15 protein-coding genes are annotated in these 17,853 nt (G+C 63.1%); 2 read left to right on the forward strand and 13 right to left on the reverse strand.

Features of this window, described 5'->3' with window-relative positions; translation table 11 throughout:
- Positions 1-283 precede the first annotated feature (283 nt).
- From AADW18_RS16700 to AADW18_RS16750, 11 genes are all read right to left on the reverse strand, one after another.
- The gene (locus tag AADW18_RS16700; protein ID WP_337344522.1) at positions 284-484 is read right to left on the reverse strand and encodes a hypothetical protein; all 201 of its coding nucleotides are present in this window, start codon (positions 482-484) and stop codon (positions 284-286) included.
- Between the two features lie 453 nt (positions 485-937).
- The gene (locus AADW18_RS16705) at positions 938-1,711 is read right to left on the reverse strand and encodes a hypothetical protein (protein ID WP_337344523.1); all 774 of its coding nucleotides are present in this window, start codon (positions 1,709-1,711) and stop codon (positions 938-940) included.
- A gap of 198 nt (positions 1,712-1,909) precedes the next feature.
- Positions 1,910-2,446, reverse strand: coding sequence for a molybdenum cofactor guanylyltransferase (locus tag AADW18_RS16710; RefSeq protein WP_337344559.1), 537 nt, complete (start codon positions 2,444-2,446; stop codon positions 1,910-1,912).
- Between the two features lie 26 nt (positions 2,447-2,472).
- A complete protein-coding gene (locus AADW18_RS16715; protein ID WP_337344524.1) occupies positions 2,473-3,726 on the reverse strand; it encodes a molybdopterin molybdotransferase MoeA in 1,254 nt (417 codons plus the stop codon).
- Positions 3,727-3,766: 40 nt separating this feature from the next.
- On the reverse strand, positions 3,767-4,558 hold the full coding sequence (gene cobA / locus AADW18_RS16720) for a uroporphyrinogen-III C-methyltransferase (protein WP_337344525.1): 792 nt from the start codon (positions 4,556-4,558) through the stop codon (positions 3,767-3,769).
- 149 nt (positions 4,559-4,707) lie between these two features.
- On the reverse strand, positions 4,708-7,479 hold the full coding sequence (locus AADW18_RS16725; RefSeq protein ID WP_337344526.1) for a molybdopterin-dependent oxidoreductase: 2,772 nt from the start codon (positions 7,477-7,479) through the stop codon (positions 4,708-4,710).
- The gene (nirD, locus tag AADW18_RS16730; protein WP_346842735.1) at positions 7,479-7,847 is read right to left on the reverse strand and encodes a nitrite reductase small subunit NirD; all 369 of its coding nucleotides are present in this window, start codon (positions 7,845-7,847) and stop codon (positions 7,479-7,481) included. The genes AADW18_RS16725 and nirD overlap by 1 nt, the downstream gene beginning before the upstream one ends.
- 1 nt (position 7,848) lies before the next feature.
- On the reverse strand, positions 7,849-10,269 hold the full coding sequence (gene nirB, locus AADW18_RS16735; protein WP_337344560.1) for a nitrite reductase large subunit NirB: 2,421 nt from the start codon (positions 10,267-10,269) through the stop codon (positions 7,849-7,851).
- 82 nt (positions 10,270-10,351) lie between these two features.
- Complete coding sequence (locus AADW18_RS16740) at positions 10,352-11,521, reverse strand: nitrate/nitrite transporter (protein ID WP_337344561.1); 1,170 nt, start codon at positions 11,519-11,521, stop codon at positions 10,352-10,354.
- An 835-nt stretch (positions 11,522-12,356) separates the two neighbouring features.
- A complete protein-coding gene (locus tag AADW18_RS16745; RefSeq protein ID WP_337344528.1) occupies positions 12,357-13,427 on the reverse strand; it encodes a CmpA/NrtA family ABC transporter substrate-binding protein in 1,071 nt (356 codons plus the stop codon).
- 7 nt (positions 13,428-13,434) lie between these two features.
- Positions 13,435-14,007, reverse strand: a complete 573-nt coding sequence (locus AADW18_RS16750; protein ID WP_337344562.1) for an ANTAR domain-containing protein — start codon at positions 14,005-14,007, stop codon at positions 13,435-13,437.
- Between the two features lie 101 nt (positions 14,008-14,108).
- On the opposite strand from AADW18_RS16750, the gene AADW18_RS16755 reads away from it, so the two are divergent.
- Together AADW18_RS16755 and AADW18_RS16760 are read left to right on the forward strand one after the other, a co-directional pair.
- Positions 14,109-15,101 carry an NAD(P)-dependent oxidoreductase gene (locus tag AADW18_RS16755; RefSeq protein ID WP_337344529.1) on the forward strand — a complete coding sequence of 331 codons (993 nt, stop codon included), beginning with the start codon at positions 14,109-14,111 and terminating at the stop codon, positions 15,099-15,101.
- Between the two features lie 78 nt (positions 15,102-15,179).
- On the forward strand, positions 15,180-15,647 hold the full coding sequence (locus AADW18_RS16760; protein ID WP_337344530.1) for a DUF1456 family protein: 468 nt from the start codon (positions 15,180-15,182) through the stop codon (positions 15,645-15,647).
- A 40-nt stretch (positions 15,648-15,687) separates the two neighbouring features.
- On the opposite strand, the gene AADW18_RS16765 is transcribed toward AADW18_RS16760, so the two are convergent.
- Both AADW18_RS16765 and AADW18_RS16770 read right to left on the reverse strand, forming a co-directional pair.
- Positions 15,688-17,055 (reverse strand): esterase-like activity of phytase family protein, encoded by a 1,368-nt coding sequence (locus AADW18_RS16765; RefSeq protein ID WP_337344531.1) that lies wholly within the window; start codon positions 17,053-17,055, stop codon positions 15,688-15,690.
- 100 nt (positions 17,056-17,155) lie between these two features.
- Positions 17,156-17,656 (reverse strand): hypothetical protein, encoded by a 501-nt coding sequence (locus AADW18_RS16770; protein WP_337344532.1) that lies wholly within the window; start codon positions 17,654-17,656, stop codon positions 17,156-17,158.
- Positions 17,657-17,853 lie beyond the last annotated feature (197 nt).

The following is a 17,853-nucleotide window of genomic DNA, read 5'->3' on the forward strand; positions in this document are numbered from 1 at the left end:
CGAAGGCGCACCGCATCGTTCGCGCGTCGACGCTCGCGATCGATGCGGTTCGCTACGCTCACCGCATCCTACGGGCTCCAAGAGAAAAATTGACGTCTTCGCAGCTAACCGGAAGGCGCCGATCGGCGCGCCGCCTTCGCGTTTCCGCGGCAATCTTCCATGTCCGACTTGCCAGGTGCAAGCGGTAACAGAGTGGAAAGTAGGATGTGGTAAGCCGAAGGCGCACCGCATCGTTCGCGCGTCGACGCTCGCGATCGATGCGGTTCGCTACGCTCACCGCATCCTACGGGCTACGTCCTCGGCGCTGGGATTGGCTTTGGCGCGCGCCGACGAAGGCCACCGGGATGCCGCTTCCCACGACTGCCATCACTCGGTTCGCTTCTTCCTGCGAACTCAGATTGCCGAAGTTGGCGTTCTGTGAGCGCACGTACGGCACGCCTTGCGAGGACAAGTGCTGCGCCAGAGGTAGGATGCGGTAAGCCAAAGGCGCACCGCATCGTTCGCGCGGTGACGCTCGCGACAGATGCGGTTCGCTACGCTCACCGCATCCTACGGGCTTCCGCTTTTGCTTCCGCCTTTGGCTCTTAGGTCCCCTTTAAAGCGCGGTGGCGTCGGTGGGTACAACCCTTTAGGGCGCCGCGCACGACGCGCGGCGTTTTCGGCAGGCACATGGATGTGCCTTCCGAAAATTCCCACCGGCGACACGTACCCGAAGGGCGCGCTGCCAGGGGTGGCCTTCTTTTGGTTACTTTTCTTGGCCACGCAAGAAGCGCTTTTCAACAGCCGAATGGCTGGTCAAAGTGACGCCCGCGGCAGCGCGTAGACCGTCAGATTCTAGTGATCTCAGCAAGCGCGATATCTTCACGATGTCCCCCGCGACAGATGCGGTTCGCTACGCTCACCGCATCCTACGTAGGTGCTGGCGGGTTCAGCGCTTCTACTTCGCGACGAACTTCAGCGGGCCGCCATAGTTCGGCCATGCAATGGAACGTTCCCCCCGGACATTGAGGGCTTTTTCCTCCACCGGTCCCGGTTCGCTCGCTACGCTGGCCATCAACGTGGGCATCCAATAATCGACGACGAACGCGTTGTCTCGCTTGATGACGGGATTGATGGAGAGCGTAGTGGTTTTCCCCGACTCGATGCGGAACGCGATAACGTCTTCGTTGACGAAAGCACCGCGGTCGAGAATCTTTTGCACGCTGAAGCCAGCGGTCATTTCCAGACCGATCCCGGTGATCCGGTATTCGCCGGCAGGCAGCGTCAGCGACTCGCTTTGACCATAGCGGGTCATATGGGTGATGGGAAAGTCGACGAACTGCTTGCCCACCATGGTGAAGACGATCAAGCCATCTCGAACGCCCCACTCAAGACCGCCGTTCTTCAGCTGCTTTTCCACCTTTTTCGGAAGCTCCTTTTCGCTCGTGAACGCCTTGATGTCGACGACGAGCGTTCCGGTACCTGTCGCTGCGGCGACCGGCGTTCCAGGCACTGCTTGTTCCTGTGCCGATGCTGCTGGCGCCACTCCCATGACGAGCAACAACGCAATACTCCCCAACAGATTTCTCATGTACTTCCCCATTCCCCAAGTGAAAACGTGTAGCCGCAATTCATCCATGGCGAATGAAACGACCGTCCGATTGTGGTGATTCATCATTACAGGCAAGCGGCGAATGCCACCAACGTGGGCTACGCGTTCGGAGAACGCCAAAGCCTCGCCACTCCATGTTCCCGCGCGGTCCACCCCATGGATCGTCACGGCCCCGCGGCAATCTCCCACGTCTGGCCTGATCGGTGCAAGCGGCGCCGCAATAGAAAGGAGGAATACGGGAGCAGGGCGCGTCCTATCGTTGGCAGGACGCTCGCGACCGATGCGGTTCGCTACGTCACCGCATCCTACGGGCGGGCACTAGGTGTGCGTGATAGCGCGCCAGTCGGCGGGCGTATCGGCATCTTGCAGCTGTGCCCGCCATTGCGCCGGCAGCGGCAAACGTTCTCCGTGCAAAGCCGCATGCAGCGCGCGTAACGAGCGGCCCGGTGCGGGCCCCTCCAACAATGCCGCCAGTACCTTTCGCGATGCTGCATCAAGCCGAAGACGCAGCGGCAAAGGCTGGTCCTCGAAACACACACAGGCAGCCGCCGGAGCTTCGCGCAGATATCGAAGCGCGGCGGCGCTGATCAAAGGCATGTCGACGGGTACTACCAACAACGTCGTATCCGGCAGCGCGGACGCGACGCTCGCTAAACCGCCCAGCGGCCCCAGGTCGGCGAAAAAATCGGGCACCGCTTCGCAATGCGAGTAGGTGCCGCTGACGACGACGCGCGAAATGCCCGACAAGCGCAGGCACTGTTGCATGTGCGCCAGCAAGGTATCGCCCTGCCAGGACAACATGGCCTTGTCACGCCCCATGCGGCTGGAACGGCCGCCGGCCAGCACCACTCCCATGGTTGATTCATTCACTTCGGTCACGGCTAAGCATCCGTACCGATCAACGGCTGCTCGTGGCCCAAGCTGTAGACCTGTGCCGGGTCGCCTGCTTGAAAGGCGTCTTGCCCCTCTGGCAGCACCAGCCAGCCGTTGGCTTGCGACAACGGCAGGATGCGGAAGGACTCCTGCCCCGGCAGCGCCGAAACAACGCAGCGCCCGCCGCCATCCAACGCCACTCTTCCTTTGAGGTAGTGGCGGAAAGCAGGACGATGATTGCGGGTGGCCGATGACAGCGGCAACCAGCACGGCGTCTCGGCCGGCATGCCCAGCATGGCACGCAATGCGGTCTCGACGAAGAAACGGAATCCCACTGCGCACGCCACCGGGTTACCAGGCAGTCCGAAATACAAGGTGCCATTCGGAAGACGAGCAAACAACACGGGCTTGCCTGGCCGGATCGCGACCTTGTGGAACAGGATCTGCGCGCCCTGCTCCGCCAATGCGGCAGGAACGAAATCATGCCGGCCCATCGACACTCCGCCTGTGGTGACGATCACTTCGGCACCGCCATCCAAGGCGCGTCGAAGTGCCACGCGCCAGTTCTCGACGTTATCGTCGACAGTATCGGCACCAACCAGTTCGGCGCCGGCCCCATTTACCCGCGCGCACAGGTAAGGGCGATTGGCGTTGCGTATCTGCGCCTCACGCAGCGGTTGCGTGGGGTCGTCGACCAGTTCATGGCCGGTGCTGATCACCGCCACTTTAGGGCGCCGCGCCACCGTGGGGGCGACCACGCCCAACGCCGACAGCAGCATCAACTGCGGTGCGCGCAGCCAGGTAGTGGCGTCCAGAACGGCCTGCCCGGCGCCGACGTCCTCCCCGATACGGCGCACGTGTTGGGCATGGCGCACCGGCGCAAGCAAGCGGATGCGCGCAGGTTCGCCAGCGGGATCGCGCGACACCACCTCGACCTGCTCCACGGGCACGACGGTCGATAAGCCACCGGGCATGCATGCGCCGGTGGTCACTTCCCAGGCCGTATCCCGGCTTGCCTCGGCTCCCTGTTCGCCGGCGGCCTGTCTGCCTTCGACCACGAATTCCGCAGCAGCCGGAAAATCACCGGCCGGCAGCGCATATCCGTCCAGCGCGGCATTGTTGAACGAAGGCAGCGCCTGGGGACTGAAGACCGGAGCGGCCAATACCCGCCCCAGTGACTGCGAAACTGCACAGCGTTCCGGAATGGCTGCGGGTGAAGCCTGCAGAATCAGTTCCAGCGCTTGCGCATAGGAAATCGGCACTGGTAAGTCGTCATCGACCGCGGATAAGGAACAGCATAGATCAAGCCTGCGTCACGGCCCGGATTGGTGTATCGACTGGCGCGGCCGACAACATCGCCGTGGCCAAGGCCGCGCCCACCAGGATCACGCCAGGGCTTCCCAGCCCAGTGCGATGTGCGTCGGCGGTGAGCCGGCCCAGCGTGGTGAGCAACTGCGCTTCGTCGGGCTGGCTGGCCGACTGCACGATGGCGGCCGGCGTGTCCGCTGGCAGGTGCGCCAGCAACGAGGCCGCCAGCGATGCCATCCGGTTCATGCCCATGTAGATCGCCAGCGTGGTGCCAGTGGCTGCCAGCGCCGCCCAATCAGGTTCGCCGTGGTCCTGCGTATGTGCGGTGACGAAGGTGATGCCGTGGCAGTGATCGCGATGGGTCAATGACACACCGAGGCTGGCGGCGGCCGCGAACCCGGCACTGATCCCGTTGATGATGCGCACCGGGATGCCGGACTGGCGCAGGAATTCGATCTCTTCGCCTGCGCGGCCGAATAGCAGCGCATCGCCACCTTTCACCCGCACCACGCGCGCGCCTTGCAGCGCGTAGCGGCGCATCAGGCGGCAGATGAAGGCCTGCGGGGTGGAACGGCAGCCGCCGCGTTTACCCACCCGTATCACCCGCGCCAACGGCGCCAGTTCCACGATCTGCGGATTGACCAGTTCATCCAGCAGCACTACCTCGGCTGCCGCCAGCGCCTTGGCTGCCTTGATGGTGAGCAGTTCCAGATCGCCCGGACCGGCCGACAGCAGTACGACTTCGCTAGGAGCGCGGCGCGATTTTGTGTTTGATTCGCTATACATAAGTGCTCCGTTTGCTTCTCGTAGAGCCGAGCTTGCTCGGCTGTTCTTGCCCTTGCCCTTGTAGAGCCGAGCTTGCTCGGCTGCTCTTCCCACGGATGGGTAAAAAGCAGCGGAGCAAGCTCCGCTCTACGTCTTTCCCATCTTTCCCGTCATGCCCGCTGCGGTTGCCGGCACAACTGCGCCAACTGTGGCAAACACGATCCGCAGACCGTGCCGCAACCCAGGCGTTCTTTCAGTTCGACCACGCCGGCGCCCTGCGCCACCTGGGTGCGAATTTGCGACTCGCGGATTCCCATGCAATTGCAGACGACCGCATCGCGTGCGCCACCGCTGCCCGCGTGCGCGAATACCGCCAGCCGCGAACCGCCCCATACGCGGCCGGCCAAGGCGGTATCCAGCAACGACTCGCTATTCGGATTGCGTTGCGCATCAGTGAGTAGCAGACCGTCGATATGGCTGCCATCGGCTTCCGTTCGCCAGCCAACGCGCTTGAGCAAGCCGCGGCGGGCATCGCGGTATTCCAGTGTGTCTTGACCCGCCGCCAAGTCCAGCGCCTCCACCAGCGTTTCAAGCCATGTCTCCGCGGGCGCGGATTCCGAAGCCGCGCGCAATACCAGCCAGGCTTTGCCTGCCGGCGCGTCGGCTTCGGCGTACAAACCGATCGCGGCGAAACCGCAGTCCTTAAGCAACGGCTGCACCGCCGCTTGCAATGCGAGCACGTCACCGCGCCGGGCCGCCAGCAAATGCCAGCCGAACTCGGCTTTCTCCACCCGCACGGCGGCGTGTTTCAACTCCGGTTGCTGCGAACGGGCATCCACCGCCGGCTGACTGACTTCGTTGATGCCACCGCTGGAAAGGAACTGCCCACTCCAATGCATCGCCGCGAACACGGTGCCGGAATTCACTTCATCCGACAGTTCCAGCGGCAGCACCAGCTCGCCGCGCTTGCTGATCACGCGCACCAGTTCGCCGGCTACCAGGCCGCGGCGCGCGGCGTCTTCCGGCTGCATGCGCAAACCAGGCTCTGGGCTGTTGGCGAACAAGCCGGGCACGCGACCCGTGCGCGTCATGCCATGCCACTGATCGCGCAGGCGGCCGGTGAGCAGACGAAGCGGAAAACGCGCGGAAGTCGGCTCGGCGACAGGCTTGTACGGCGTAACGTGAAAGCGCGCCTTGCCATTGCCGGTAGCGAATACGCCATCGCCATAGCGGCGCGCCTGGCCTTGCGTATCGCCTGCGCGCAGCGGCCATTGCTGCGGCCCTTCCGTTTCCAGCTTTGCGTAGTCGATGCCGCCGATATCCAGATCGCGGCCGACGGTCAGGCTGCGGTGCTCGTCGAAAATGGCGGATGGCGCCTTGAACTCGAACATTGGCGCGACGCCCGGCGGCGCCAGCCGCGCTTCGATGCGGCGCGCGACTTCGTTGGCGATCCACCAATCCGGTCGTGCCTGTCCCGGCGCCGGCACCGCTTGGCGCACGCGCGAGATGCGCCGTTCCGAATTGGTGACCGTGCCTTCTTTCTCGCCCCACGTGGCAGCCGGCAACAGCACGTCGGCGTAAGGCACGGTGTCGGTATTGCGGAAGGCTTCCTGCACGATCACGTATTCGGCGTGCTGCAAGGCTTCGCGTACGCGGCCGATGTCGGGCATCGAGTGCACGGGATTGGTGCAGGCAATCCACACCGCCTTGACCTTGCCGCTGCGCAGCGCGTCGAATAGCGGTACCGCCGACAAGCCGGGCTTGGGCGACAGCGTATTCGTCGGCAGGCCCCAAAGTTGTTCCACCTCGGCGCGGTGCTGGTCGTCGGCGATCTCGCGATGCGCCGCCAGCATGGTCGCCATGCCACCGACTTCGCGCCCGCCCATCGCGTTGGGCTGGCCCGTCAACGAGAACGGCCCCGCGCCCGGTTTGCCGATCTGGCCGGTCGCCAGATGCAGATGGATCAGTGCAAGGTTCTTGTCGGTGCCGTGCACGGATTGATTCAAGCCCATGCAGTACAGCGAAAGCGCCGCCGGGCTGCGGCCGAACCATTCGGCGGCCTGGATCAGATCGGCTACCGGAATGCCGCATAGATCAGCGGCCATGCGCGGCGTGTAATCGCGCACCAGTTGCTTGAGTTCGGCGAAACCTTCGGTGTGCTTCGCAATGAAAGCCGAATCGACCAGGCCTTCCCAGATCAGGTGATGCAGCATGCCGTTGAACAGCGCTACATCGGTGCCCGGCTGGATCGCCAGATGCAGATCGGCCATCACCGCGGTATCGGTGCGGCGGGGATCGATGACAATCCAGCGAATGTCCGGATCGCGTTCGCGCGCGTCTTCCAAACGACGGAACAGCACCGGATGCGCGTAGGCCATGTTGCTGCCGGCGAACAGAACCGTCTTGGCCAGCTCCAGGTCTTCGTAGCAGGTGGGCGGACCGTCGGCGCCCAATGCCAGCTTGTAGCCCGTCACCGCGCTGGACATGCACAAGCGCGAATTGGTGTCGATGTTGTTGGTACCGATCAATCCTTTCGCCAGCTTGTTGAAGACGTAGTAGTCCTCGGTCAATAGTTGACCTGATACATAGAACGCCACCGCGTCCGGTCCATGTTGCTGGACGATGCCGGCCAAGCGGTCGGCCACGGTATCCAGCGCCACCGCCCAGTCCACCGGATGGCGCGGTTCGTTGCGCAGTCGGCGCAATTCCGGATGGGTGAGGCGACCCGTCAAATCGGCGCTGGTCTGCGGCAACGTGCGGCCCTTGGTGCACAGGCGGCCGAAGTTGGCGGGATGTTCCGGGTCGCCTTCGATGCCGACGATACGACTGCCGACGCCTTCAACATGCTCGGCATCGATCAGCACACCGCAGCCGACGCCGCAGTAGCAGCACGTGGATCGTGTGCGGGTGCGTCGTACGACCGGGGCGCCGGCGCCATCCATCAGTCAATGCCCCCGACCGGCAGATCATCCAGCGACAACCAGACTTCTCCGGCCTCCACGCGCGCCGGATATTTGCGCACGCAGCCCACATCCGGGGCGCAGGCTTCGCCGGTCGCCAAGGCGATGTTCCAGCTATGCAGCGGACAGGTAACGGTTTCACCGGCCACGATGCCTTGCGACAACGGCCCGCCCTTGTGCGGGCAGCGATCCAATACTGCGTACACCTGGTCGGTCGCGGTGCGGAACAGGGCGATGTTGTCCTGGCCCGCGCGCTCCAACACGCGCGCGCCCAGCGCGGGAATGTCATCCAGCCGGCAGATGCGCACCCAGGTTTCTTCCAAGACGTCATTCATCAAGGCCGCGCTCATCTCAGCTCTCCACTTCGACGGGAATGCGCTTATCCAAACGCAATGGCTGGTACTCGCGTGGCTTCTCGCCGGCGATGCGTGCCGCCCACGGATCGGGCAGGCCTTCCAGCGAGAACAGCAAACGTTCGAACAAGGCTTGGCGAGTGTCCGCGTCGTCCACCACGCGCTTGCGGATGTAGTCCATGCCCACGCGGTCGATGTAGTGCACGGTGCGGTCCAGGTAGTACGCCTCTTCGCGGTACAACTGCAGGAACGCGCCGGTGTACTGCTTCACTTCATCACTGGTCTTCACCTTGACCAGGAACTTGGCGACTTCGGTCTTGATGCCACCATTGCCGCCGATGTGGATTTCCCAGCCCGAATCCACCGCGATGATGCCCACGTCCTTGATGCCGGATTCGGCGCAGTTGCGTGGGCAACCGGACACCGCCAGCTTGACCTTGTGGGGGCTCCACATGTTGGCCAGCATGGTTTCCAGATCGATGCCCATCTGCGTGCTGTTCTGCGTGCCAAAGCGGCAGAACTCGCTACCCACGCAAGTCTTCACCGTGCGGATCGATTTGCCGTAGGCATGACCGGATTTCATGCCAAGGTCTTTCCAGACGTCGACCAGGTCTTCCTTCTTCACGCCCAGCAGATCGATGCGCTGGCCGCCGGTCACCTTGACCATCGGCACGGCGTACTTGTCGGCGACATCGGCAATTCGGCGCAACTCGGAGGCGTTGGTCACGCCGCCCTTCATCTGCGGAATCACCGAGAACGTACCGTCTTTCTGGATGTTGGCGTGCGCGCGTTCGTTGATGAAGCGCGATTGCGGATCGTCCACCGCTTCGCGTGGCCAGGTGGAAATCAGGTAGTAGTTGATGGCCGGCCGGCAGGTTGCGCAACCGTTGGGGCTGCGCCATTCCAGGAACGAGTACACAGCCTGGTGGGTCAGCAGCTTGTGTTCGCGGACCGCCTGCCGCACTTCGCCATGGGTGCGATCGGTGCAGCCGCAAACCGCCTTCGTTTTCGGCGTTTCCTGGAAGTTGGAACCCAGGCTGTTCATCAGGATCTGTTCGACCAGGCCGGTGCACGAACCACAGGAACTCGCCGCCTTGGTGTGCTTCTTGACGTCATCGATGGTGAACAGGCCTTGCTCATTGATGGCTTTGACAATCGTGCCTTTGCACACGCCGTTGCAACCACAGACCTCATCGCTGTCGCTCATCGCACTGGCACGGTCCTGCCCGGCGGTGCCGGAATCGCCCAGCGCTTTTTCGCCGAACATCAACTGGTCACGACGCTCGTCGACGCGGGCACCATCCTTGAGCAGCTTGAAGTACCAACCGCCGTCGCCGGTATCGCCGTACAGGCAGGCGCCGATCAACTTGTCGTCCTTGATCACCAGTTTCTTGTAGACGCCGCCGGCCGGATCCGACAGCACGATTTCCTCGCTGCCGTCGCCGCCCATGAAGTTGCCGGCAGAAAAAAGATCGATGCCGGTGACCTTCAGCTTGGTCGAAGACACCGAGCCGCTGTAGATACCGATGCCATAGCTAGCCAGGTGATTGGCGCAGATCTTGGCTTGCTCGAACAAAGGTGCGACCAGGCCATAAGCGATGCCGCGGTGGCTGGCGCACTCACCCACGGCATAGACGCGAGGATCGAACGTCTGCAATGTGTCGCTGACTACGATGCCGCGTGTGCAGTGGATACCCGCAGCCTGCGCCAGTTGAGTGTTCGGGCGGATGCCCGCAGCCATCACCACCAGATCGGCAGGCTCTTCGCTGCCGTCCGAGAACTTCACTGCCCGTACTTCGCCGTTTTCGTTGCCCAGCAGTTCGGTGGTGGAGGTGTTGAGGCGGAACTTCAGACCGCGATCGGTCAACGAACGCTCCAGCAACTGTCCGGCCACCGGATCCAGCTGGCGCTCCAGCAACCAGCCGGCCAGATGCACCACGGTGACATCCATCCCACGCAGCTTCAAACCATTGGCGGCCTCCAGGCCCAACAGGCCGCCACCGATCACCACCGCATGCCGCTTGGTCTTGGCGGTTTCGATCATCGTCTGCGTGTCGTAGATATCGCGATAGCCGATGACGCCTTTCAGGTCCTTGCCAGGTACCGGCAGGATGATCGGCAGCGAACCCGTCGCCAGCAGCAGGCGGTCGTATTCGGCCTCGGTGCCGTCGGCGGCGATCACTCGCCGCTGCACGCGGTCGATCTTCGTTACCTCCTTGCCCAGGTGCAGACGGATGCCGCTTTCGGCGTACCAGTCCAGCGAGTTCAGCACGATGTCGTCGAAGGTCTGCTCGCCGGCCAGCACCGGCGACAGCAGGATGCGGTTGTAGTTGGGATGCGGTTCGGCGCCGAATACCGTGATGTCGTACATGTCCGGCGCCAGCTTCAGCAGTTCTTCCAATGTGCGGATGCCCGCCATGCCGTTGCCCACTACGACCAGTCTTGGCTTCTTCATCGTTTTGCTCCGGGCAAATGGTGTTTCAAATTCGGCATGCTCAAGTTCAGACGCGCGCGGCGCTGACGGCCGACCATCGGTTGCGCCATTGGTGCTTGATGCCGGACAGGAATCCCCATGCCAGCAGTGCGACGCCGGCAAACAGCCACAGGCCCAGCGAGTAGCTGCCGGTGTGCTGCTTCACCACGCCCATGCCGGCTGCCAGCAGGAAACCGCCAATGCCGCCGGCCATGCCGATCAGTCCGGTCATCAATCCGATGTCGCTACCAAAGCGCTGCGGCACCAGTTGGAACACCGCGCCGTTGCCGGCGCCCAGGCAAAGCAGGGTGAGCACGAACAGCGACACGGTCGCGACCGATCCGCCCAGGCCCATACCGGCCGTTGCCACCAGCACCGCCACCGCCAGATACACCGCAAGCAAGGTGCGAGTTCCGCCAATGCGGTCGGCGATGACGCCGCCGATCGGCCGCATCACCGAGCCAGCGAGCACGCACGCCGCGGTCGCCCAGCCGGCGATCTTGGGATCGAAACCGAACTGGTCATGGAAGTAGCCTGGCAACGCGCTGGCGAAACCGGCGAAGCCACCGAAGGTGATCGCGTAGAAAAACATGAACCACCACGAGTCGCGGTTGCCCAGCAACACGCGCCCATAGTCGGACAAGCGCTTGCGTGATACCTGCGTGGGTGCGTCCTTGGCGCACACGGCGAACACCAGCAGCGTCAGCACCAACGGAATGCAAGCCAGGCCGAACACGGTCTGATAGCCGAACGCCATTGCCAGCATCGGTGCGAACAATGCGGCGAACACCGTGCCTGAGTTGCCAGCGCCAGCGATGCCCATCGCGGTGCCCTGGTGTTCCGGCGGATACCAGCGCGAGGCCAGCGGGAGTGCAACCGCGAACGACGCGCCGGCGACACCCAGCATCATGCCCAGCAGCAGAACCTGCGAGAAACTGTTCACGCCCAGCGTCCATGCGGTGAGCAGCGACACGATCACCAACACCTGCGCCAGCATGCCGGCTCGCTTGGCGCCGATGCGATCAGCCAGCATGCCCAGGAACAGACGCAGTACCGCGCCGCACAGGATCGGTACGGCCACCATCATCGCCCGCTGCTGGGTGTCCAATTGCAAGGCAGCGGCGAGTTGCACCTGCATGGGACCCAGCAGGTACCACACCATGAAACTCAGATCGAAATACAAAAACGCCGACAACAGCGTGGGCGTGTGCCCGGCTTGCCAGAAAGATCGGTTCATCCGCGCAGTCTCCGAAAGGTTACCGCTGCAACATGCGATCCATCGCGGGCCACGGCGGCTAGTGAGGGGGAGAAACGAAAAACGGCGTCATCCGGTTCGCACCGGAAAGACGCCGTTGTCTTGGTGTTGCCCTGTTGTTGCCCTGGTAAACCCAGGCGAGGCGAGCCGCCGTTGGCCCGACTTGCAGAATGCTTTTTGTGGACACGCCGTTGTGCCCACGAGGTTATGGATAGCAATCGCCGTGCCAACTGTTGGCGGCATTGCCAAAGCGCGATCATTGATAGCGAATTCAATTACTTGGATGCGAAGCATCCAAGCTGACGACAGGTTGAGCAACCCCGGCATATCGCACGCTTGCACAAGCAGCGTGCGTGATTGCACTTTAATTGTGCGTTGCATCAATGAGGACCAGAGACGCTCCTAGTAGAGCCGAGCTTGCTCGGCTGCTCTTTGACCCGAGTGCAAAACGGCTCAAAGCAGCGGAGCAAGCTCCGCTCTACAACGCGGACACCAGGACGCTCCTCGTAGAGCCGAGCTTGCTTGGCTGCTCTTTGACACGAGCCCAAACGGCTCAAAGCAGCGGAGCAAGCTCCGCTCTACAACGCGGGCACCAGGACGCTCCTCGTAGAGCCGAGCTCGCTCGGCTGCTTTTGACGAGAGCCCAAACGGCTGGAAGCAGCGGAGCAAGCTCCGCTCTACAACGCGGACACCAGGACGCTCCTCGTAGAGCCGAGCTTGCTCGGCTGCTTTTGACGAGAGCCCAAACGGCTCAAGCAGCGGAGCAAGCTCCGCTCTACTAGGAGCGCTCGTCGAACAAGAGATTGGGGCGGGTATCGGCAGCTGGCAACGACACACCTAGTTGCTCCGCCGCTTGGCGGTATGTATCCAAGCGATGCACGTTGGCAAGCAACGCGTCGTCATTGCTGGGATCACTCGCCAGCCAACCCCAGCGCCGGAACTGTTGCAGAAACCAGCGTCCATCCGACAACCATGGGAAATTGACTTGACCATCGGCATGGAAGCGCAAACGGTGTTCCGCACTGCCGCCATCGGCCGGCAACAAGCAGGCCGCGATGCGTTCGGCGGGCAACCCGATCACTTCCGGGTCGGCCAGCCACGCTACCGCCTGCCGACGATTCTCAGGTTCGTCCATCCAGCGGCACGCCTCCAGCAGCGTGGCCGTCAACGCGACCGTCACGTCTGGCTGCAAGGCCGCGAACTCACGCCGGCAGGCCAGCACCTTCTCCGGATGCCCCGGCCAGATCTGCCCGCTGCGTATCACGCGCGCGCCAGCGCCCAGCGCTTCGGCCTGCACTGCCCAAGGCTCGCCCGCGCAATAACCATCCAGTTCGCCGCGCGCCAACGCGTCAGGCATTTGCGGCGGCGGCAGTGTCACGCCCTGGATCGACGTCATCGGATCCACGCCTTGTGCCGCCAACCAGTAATACAGCCACATCGCGTGGGTGCCGGTGGGAAAGGTCTGCGCGAACACCGGCCGGCGCGGCAACGCCGCCAGCAATTCCGGCAGCGGCGTACCCCGTTCCAATCCCCGCACCAGCGGCGGCGACAACACGATCGCCTGTCCGTTCTGATTGAGCGTCAGCAAAATGGCCAGTTCGGCCTGCGGTCCGCCGATGCCGGCCTCCACGCCATAGACCAAGCCCGCCAGCGCATGCACCGCGTCCAGTTCGCCCGACAGCAACTTGTCGCGGATCGCAGCCCATGACGCCTGACGATGCAGTTGCAGGCTCAAGCCGTGCCGACGATCCAGTCCCAGGCGCACCGCCGCGATCAGCGGCGCGCAGTCGATCAGCGGCATGAAACCCACTTGCAGGGTTCGCAGTTCATTGTTTTCTTGTCGGGTCATGCGTGCCTCACCCCAGCAGATCGGCCATGGCGATGATTCGGCGCGCCACGTCCGCCAACTTCAGTCCTTGTTTCATCGCCTGCTGGCGTAGCGCCGCGTAGGCCTCGTTTTCGCTCATGCCGCGCTTCTCCATCAGCAGGCCTTTTGCCTGGTCGATCAGCTTGCGGTCGCCCAGCTGCTGCTGCACTTCGTCCAACCGGCGGCGCATGTTCGACTGCTGCTCGAACCGGGCCAGCGCCACCTGGATGATCGGCGACAGGCGCCCTGGCGCCAGGCCGTCCACCACGTAGGCGGTCACCCCGGCTCCGACGACTGAACGGATCAACTGGTCGTCGCTGTCGGCCGAGAACATCACCACCGGCCGCGGGGCGTGGTCGTGCATCACCGCCAGTTGCTCCAGCGTGTCGCGCGATGGCGAGTCGACGTCGATGATCACCACGTCCGGCTGCCGCGATTCCACGACCTTGAGCAAGGTGCTGGCCGAAGCGACTTCCGGCAACACCTCATAGCCGGCCGCCAGCAGCGCTTCGCGCAACTCGCCGATCGGCTTTTCGGTATCGTTGACCAGCAGGACGCGCAGCATCGCCAATGGGGACCAGGACAGGAGTTCGTCCCATGTTGCCATGCAGCATCCCCCGGTGGCGAGCCACCCTCCCCCGTCTTTTTCTTTCAGGAGCTTCCATGCCGCTGTTCCCATTGTTCGCCGATCTCTCCGGCCGCGAGGTGCTGGTGGTGGGCGGCGGCGAGGTCGCCCAGCGCAAGATCGAAGCGTTGCTCCATGCCGGTGCGCAGGTGCAGGTCCACGCCCATGCGCTGAACGACACGCTGGTGCAATGGCTGGCGCAAGGCCGGCTGAGCCGCCGCGAAGGCGCTTTCGACCCGGCGTGGCTGGACGAGGTCTGGCTGCTGGTCGCCGCGACCGACGACCACGCGTTCAATGCCGCGCTGGCGTCGGAAGCCGGGCAACGCCGACGCTTGGCGAATGTGGTGGACGATGCGGAACTCTCGACCTTCCAGATTCCCGCCATCGTGGACCGCGAACCCTTGCTGGTAGCGATCTCCTCCGGTGGCGCGGCCCCCATGCTGGCGCGCCACCTGCGCGAAAAACTGGAAACCCAGTTCGATCATTCCCTGGGCGACTTCGCGCGCCTGTTCGCGCGTCACCGCGCGGATATACGCCGTGAGTTGCCGCAACTGGCGCAACGCAGGCGCTGGTTCGAACAGGTTATCGACGGTCCTGTGCTGCAACTGTTGCGAACCGGACAACAGGAAGCGGCCGAGCAGGCTTTTCAATCCGCGCTGCGCAACGGCCAGAGCACACCTGCCGCTGGTAGCGTGATGCTGGTCGGCGCGGGTACTGGTGATCCAGGCTTACTGACGTTGAAGGCCCTACGTGCTTTGAACCAGGCTGATCTGTTGGTTTGCGATACCGCTGTCGGCGACGCCGTGCTGACGCTGGCACGGCGCGACGCGACACGCGTGCCGATGCCTGCGGAAGAAGAAGCCCTGCGATCTCTACTGATCCAGCACGTCAGTGCCGGCCAGCGCGTAGTCTGCTTGAGGCCGGGCAATGCTTTCCAACGCGCGCCCGCTGATCGGCTGCCGCGCGAATTGGCTGCGCGGGGAATTGCTTGCGAAGTGATCCCAGGCGTTGAAGTGGCGGAGAACATGTAGCGTGGCGCGCGGCCGGGAAGGACGCGATAAAGTAGCCGCCAGTCGATCCATCAATCGACACAGCAGAGCAGAACAAAAATGATCAACAACGATGTCATGCGCAGCATTCGGTACATGCTGGACCTGAGCGACAACAAGATTGTCGAGATAACCCAGTTGACCGATCCGGAATTTCCAATCGACAAAGCGGATGTTCCGGCGTACTTGAAGAAGGAAGAAGAGCCGGGTTTCGTCCCATGCAGCGACCGCGTGCTCGCGCATTTCCTGGATGGACTGGTTATCCACTATCGCGGCAAGGACGAAAGCCTGCCGCAGCGTCCGGTGGAAGACCGCATCACCAACAATGTCGTCCTGAAGAAGCTCCGCGTCGCCTTTCAGCTGAAAGACGTGGACATGCACGAGATCTTTGACAACGCCGGTTTTCCTGTCTCCAAACCAGAGCTGTCCGCTCTCTTCCGCCAACCTGGCCACAAGAATTACCGCCCGTGCGGCGATCAGATGCTGCGCAATTTCCTCAAAGGGCTGACGCTGCGCTTCCGCGGCTGAAACGTAGGGCGGGTTGAAATCCGCCCTACGGTCCGATTACTCAGCGGAAATCGACCGCGAACGCGATCAGCGTGCCGGGAATGCGCGCCATGCCGGCGGGGCATTCGCCGTCCAACGGCACATTGGCGACGCGTTCGCCGCTGTCGCGGTTGACGCAGACTTCGAACTGCTCGCCTGCGCCGGTCTGGGTCACGCTGTAGTCGTTGTCGCTGCCGATCAGCACAAGGTGCCGGCCGTCGGCCAGGCGCGGTCCGATCGCCAGGCCTTCCAGCTTCTCGGGAATATCGCGGGCGCCAGCGGCGCGCAGCATGGCAAGCACGTCCACTTCCTCCACCTTGCTCACCGGTACGACGCCTGTCGGCAGATCGTTGCTTCCGGCCAAAGACACTGCGGAAATATCGGTCGCTCCGGCAATCGAAATACGGTAGACGCGCTTGTGCAGAGGCGCCGCGGTAACTTCCACACCCAGCCCGCGATTGTCGCGTTCCAGCACCAGGAACTCGGTATCGCTCAGTGCGTGGATCGCGCTCAGGCCGATGCTGCGGCCTTGATTCGTGGCCGAAAAATCGTCGGCGGTGGATGGATCGATGGCATTGAGCGAAGCGATCGACTCCAATCGATACGCATACTGCGCCGTAGGCGCTCCGCTGGCGAGGTCGAACTCCACCACGCGCAAATGCCGGCTGCGGCGACCATCGGTATTGCTGCCTTCATTGACCAGCGGGTCCTGCATCACCGCATACAATTTGTTGCCCGACGCATTGAGCGTCAGCCCTTCGAAGCCGCGGTTATCCTGGCGACCGTTGACGATGGCGGGACGGCCACTGACATAGTCCGGCGTGCCAGCGCCCGTACGGGAAACCAGATTGGCCGGCGTGGAGAACGCGCGAATGAAATGGCCGCTGGAAGTGAATTCGAAGATGCTCGGGCCGTATTCGTCGGCCACATAGAAATGGCCACCCTTTCCGATCGCCACGCCTTCGGGATCGAAGCTCATCCCTAGGACCGCGGCATCGCCGTTGAGCAGTTGCGGGTTCAGACCGTTGAACACCGCGCCGTCTTCGCCCCGGAACAAGATGGTCTTGTCGACGACGGGTTCGCCGATCTGACCGGTGGCGGTGTCCAGGGGAATACGCAGCCGCTGTACCCGTGTGGCGTAGTCGATCAGGCCGCCGCCAGGACCACGGTCCGACAACGCATACCAATAGCCGGTCTTTGCGTCGTAGACCAGGTCGGAATAGAAACCGAAGCGATTCAGATTGGCCGAGGCAGCAGCGCCTTTCGGCATCCGCACGGCATCAGGGGTCGTGGCCGGCATCTCCAGCGTGTCGATCAACGTCCAATCGGCGGCGCATGCGGATGTGACGGCGACCAGAGACAGTGCGGCGGCCAAAGCGGTACGAATCATCGTCGACATCCTCATGCGGGGGAACCGCCGACGCTAGGCAGGAATGGTTGCAACTTCATGACGTTGCTGGCCGTGCTGGCAGAAAGCGGTTCGCTCGCCGTCAATCGATGCGGTAGACGCGCGCCTTTGGCATGTCTTCATCCACCTGCAGGAACCAGCGGCCGGCAATGCCTGGCACGACCACGATCTCAGGTGCGTCCAGCGTCTTGGGAAGTTTCATGTTGCCCTTCAGCACCTTCCATTGCTGGCCGTTATCCAGTGCGAAGACGGTACCAGGCTCCCACCCGCTCACCGGGCCGCGCACCCGGCTTTTGATCGGTTGGTCATCCAGGCCGATGAACATCTTCTGCGTCTGCCGGTCGCCTTCTGACGTAACGGAGGCACTGGATCCGCTTCCCACCGCCGGACGAGGGGCCTGCTTCTCTTCAGCCTCGCGCAGCATTCTATTCAGCAGATCCAGCTGCGCGGGCGTCAGCCCGACTTCACGCAGCTGTTCTTCGCTCAAGCGCTGCTCGATGGACGTATAGGGCGATTGCGCCACAGCCACGAATGACGCGAGCCAAAGCCCAAACAGCAAACCGGCGGCGCTCTTCTTTCTCATGCTTGCCTCTTCAATTGGCCGTGCCAGGTGGCTGGGCCGGCAGGCGTCAACCCTCGGCCGAACCCAGCGACTTTGCACTGATCATATTTCGAATTTATGACGAAAGATTTCCTATGAGTGGAGTACAACGTAAGCGTCCGCTGAGTCGCGCCGGGTGGGAGCGCCACCCGTTCATGTTCATGCCGACGACAGGAGTC

It is taken from the genome of Pseudoxanthomonas sp. CCNWLY206-1, assembly GCF_039710385.1.
In the GTDB taxonomy this organism is placed as follows: Bacteria; Pseudomonadota; Gammaproteobacteria; order Xanthomonadales; family Xanthomonadaceae; genus Pseudoxanthomonas_A.